Origin of the sequence: Polaromonas sp. CG_9.11, assembly GCF_015752225.1 — a bacterium.
Classification (GTDB): Bacteria; Pseudomonadota; Gammaproteobacteria; order Burkholderiales; family Burkholderiaceae_C; genus Polaromonas.
This window is the reverse complement of sequence record NZ_JADOVE010000062.1, coordinates 1-2,465: the sequence shown is the minus strand read 5'-3', so window position 1 is coordinate 2,465 and position 2,465 is coordinate 1. Positions and strand designations below refer to the sequence as shown.

Here is a 2,465-nt window from a genome sequence, read left to right as displayed (position 1 = left end):
CGCGACTCAGACGCTGTGGCATTGCAGAACGCTTCACCCCAGGCCTTCAGCTGGTGCTCAAACAACCCCTTCTCCCGGCACCAGGCATGCAGCTGTGTCGGCGTCATGGGATGCGTCTGGTTCAGCGCAAGCAAGCGCTGGGCAGGGCCCCAGGATTGGGCCGGTAAGTCGTCAGGCAGTTGCGCTGCGGGGCTATCGACTTCATGCTTTCGGTTGGACTTGCTGATCCATTTTCTCAACGTGCCTACCGGCATATTCAATTCATCGGCAACGTCCTGCACGCTGCGCGTGCCGCGTTGCCTGGCTTTGCTCAGGGCCTGTTCCTGGAATTCAGGGGAATGAAGATTTCTTGTCATAAATGGTACTCCTTTGCGGCTTTTCCGCAATCATGATGGAGCGACAACTAGTCTGACACGGGGGGGTACCCGCAGGCATCCATCGAGGACCTGGACACGCGCCCCGGGCGGGGCCTGGAGCGCAAGGCGCTCATGAGCCTGGCGTTGGGCGACTGGATTGACAGCGGCCACAGCGTGCTGATCACCGGCCCCACGGGGGCGGGCAAGTCCTGGCTGGGTTGCGCCTTGGCGCAGTACGCCTGCCGGCGTGGCCACTCGGCCCTGTACCAGCGTGTACCCCGGCTTGCAGAAGAGCTGCGCATCCGCCACGGGAACGGCACATTTGGCAAGTGGCTGCTGCAACTGGCAAAAACCGATGTGCTGCTCCATGATGACTGGGGCATGACCGGCCTGGACAGCCAAACGCGGGCCGATCTGCTGGAGATCATTGATGACCGGGCCGCCAGCAAAGCCACCATCATCACCAGCCAGTTGCCCATAGAGCACTGGCATGCCTGGGTGGGAGATGCCACGATTGCCGATGCCATTTTGGACCGCGTGATGCAGCGAAATCACCGTTTCACCCTGACGGGCGAGTCTCTACGGCAAAAGCCAAAAACGCAGCAAAAAGAAGATCAATCCGGACCCATCGTGACCGCTGCCCCTACAATTTAAGCGCGCAACACTTCACGCTGCGCGACCGGTCACGATCGACCGGAATCGTCGGTCACGATCGCCGGAATACGCAACGAGGAGTGGATGACCGCAAAAATCTACCTGTCCATGAAGCCCTGAGCATTGCCAATCACCAGTACCCAAGGCCGAATCTCGGAAATTTACAGAAAAGAAGTTGCTTTATCTAGTTTTAGTGGCTTGCAGGTAGTCTTTCTGATCGCTTACGCTGCCAGCCTTTCGATCTTCGGTCGTTTGAGTTTGCTTGCATGGTGCAAGTCGTACTGTAGTTGCATACCAGCCCACAACTCTGGACTGGTGCCAAAGGCGTCCGCAAGCCGGTAAGCCATGTCAGCAGAAATGCCCGACGAACCAGTCACGACCCGAGAGAGGGTGACCCGGTTTACTCTGAGCTTGACCGCTGCTTCAGTCACAGTAATGGTGCCCAGATATTCCCGAAGGACTTCCCCTGGGTGGGGTGGGTTGTGCATTCTGGTCATTTCAAACCTCAGTGGTAATCTTTGTAATCCACCAGCACGGCGTCCGTTCCATCGAACGTAAAAACCACGCGCCAGTTGCCATTTACGGTAAGTGCCCAGTGGCCCTTTAAATCGCCCTTCAATGGATGCAAATCCCAAGAAGGTGCCGAAAGGTCTTCAGGTTTTACCGCCTGGTCAAGAGCCGCCAACTGAAGGCGTAATTTGGCGGCATGCACCGCCTGAATGCCTGCCTTGCTGCCGGTCTCGAAAAACCGTTGCAGTCCTTTGTGTCGAAAGCTCTTGATCATTTCAGCATATTGTAGCGCGTAGCGCCACGGACTACAATAGTCATGCTGCGTTCCCGAACATTTCACAAAGTACGGCTGGAACCAGGTCGATGTATCTTTGGCTGCGCTCGATTGAGCTATGGCCAAGAAGCCCTGCCACAACATCCATATCGCCCGTGCTTGCCAGCACCTTCCCGGCGAACGAGCGTCGTCCCGAATGGCTTGAACCATCTTTGATGCCTGCTTTTTGATAGAGCTTGGTGAGGTGGCTTTGCAAGCTGTCGCACGCCTTGTAGTCTTTGTGCTCCCCCTGTCTCCAGCACCCCACAGTGATGGCCCAGCATGAGTACCAAAACATCCCGAGCCGCGTAGCGTGAGGTTGCGTTCGTGATTTTTACTAGACGGGCGAATTGGCCCTGGTTAAGCGTTTGGGCTCGTTTGATGAGATACATGACTACCTCTTGGTAATTCGACGCAGAAAGCGAATTGCAAAGAGAGGAGGGGGTGCGCCGTTACCGAATGAAGTAAGCATGAACGTAGGCCAGCCCTGTTCATGTCGATGTCCATATCCTCATCATGAATGATGTGTTGTCGGAGGATAAAGCAACTTCTTTTCTGTAAATTTCCGAGATTCGGTCTTGGGTACTGGTGATTGGCAATGCTCAGGGCTTCATGGAGAGGTAGATTCTTGC

Annotated in this window: 4 protein-coding genes and 1 pseudogene; 1 reads left to right on the top strand and 4 read right to left on the bottom strand. The window is 55.8% G+C overall.

All coding sequences use genetic code 11. The features are described 5' to 3' along the window. Positions 1-356, bottom strand: a 356-nt coding sequence (locus tag IWX85_RS20055) for a transposase (RefSeq protein WP_196870973.1), incomplete at its 3' end; no start/stop codon positions are given. 66 nt (positions 357-422) lie between these two features. Here IWX85_RS20055 and IWX85_RS20050 point away from each other — a divergent pair. Next, positions 423-1,010 (top strand): annotated as a pseudogene (locus IWX85_RS20050) (ATP-binding protein); the annotation flags it as partial. 221 nt (positions 1,011-1,231) lie between these two features. On the opposite strand, the gene IWX85_RS20045 reads toward IWX85_RS20050, so the two are convergent. The 3 genes from IWX85_RS20045 to IWX85_RS20670 are packed head-to-tail and all read right to left on the bottom strand — an operon-like array spanning position 1,232 to position 2,050. Continuing rightward, on the bottom strand, positions 1,232-1,507 hold the full coding sequence (locus IWX85_RS20045) for a HigA family addiction module antitoxin (RefSeq protein WP_196870972.1): 276 nt from the start codon (positions 1,505-1,507) through the stop codon (positions 1,232-1,234). Positions 1,508-1,515: 8 nt separating this feature from the next. Further along, complete coding sequence (locus tag IWX85_RS20040) at positions 1,516-1,794, bottom strand: type II toxin-antitoxin system RelE/ParE family toxin (protein WP_196870971.1); 279 nt, start codon at positions 1,792-1,794, stop codon at positions 1,516-1,518. Positions 1,795-1,834: 40 nt separating this feature from the next. Next, on the bottom strand, positions 1,835-2,050 hold the full coding sequence (locus IWX85_RS20670; RefSeq protein WP_231380052.1) for a tyrosine-type recombinase/integrase: 216 nt from the start codon (positions 2,048-2,050) through the stop codon (positions 1,835-1,837). Positions 2,051-2,465: the final 415 nt, after the last annotated feature.

Coding starts and splice junctions, on each gene's coding strand:
- IWX85_RS20040 (WP_196870971.1), bottom strand. CDS start 1,794: ATGATCAAGAGCTTTCGACACAAAGGACTGCAACGGTTTTTCGAGACC.
- IWX85_RS20045 (WP_196870972.1), bottom strand. CDS start 1,507: ATGACCAGAATGCACAACCCACCCCACCCAGGGGAAGTCCTTCGGGAA.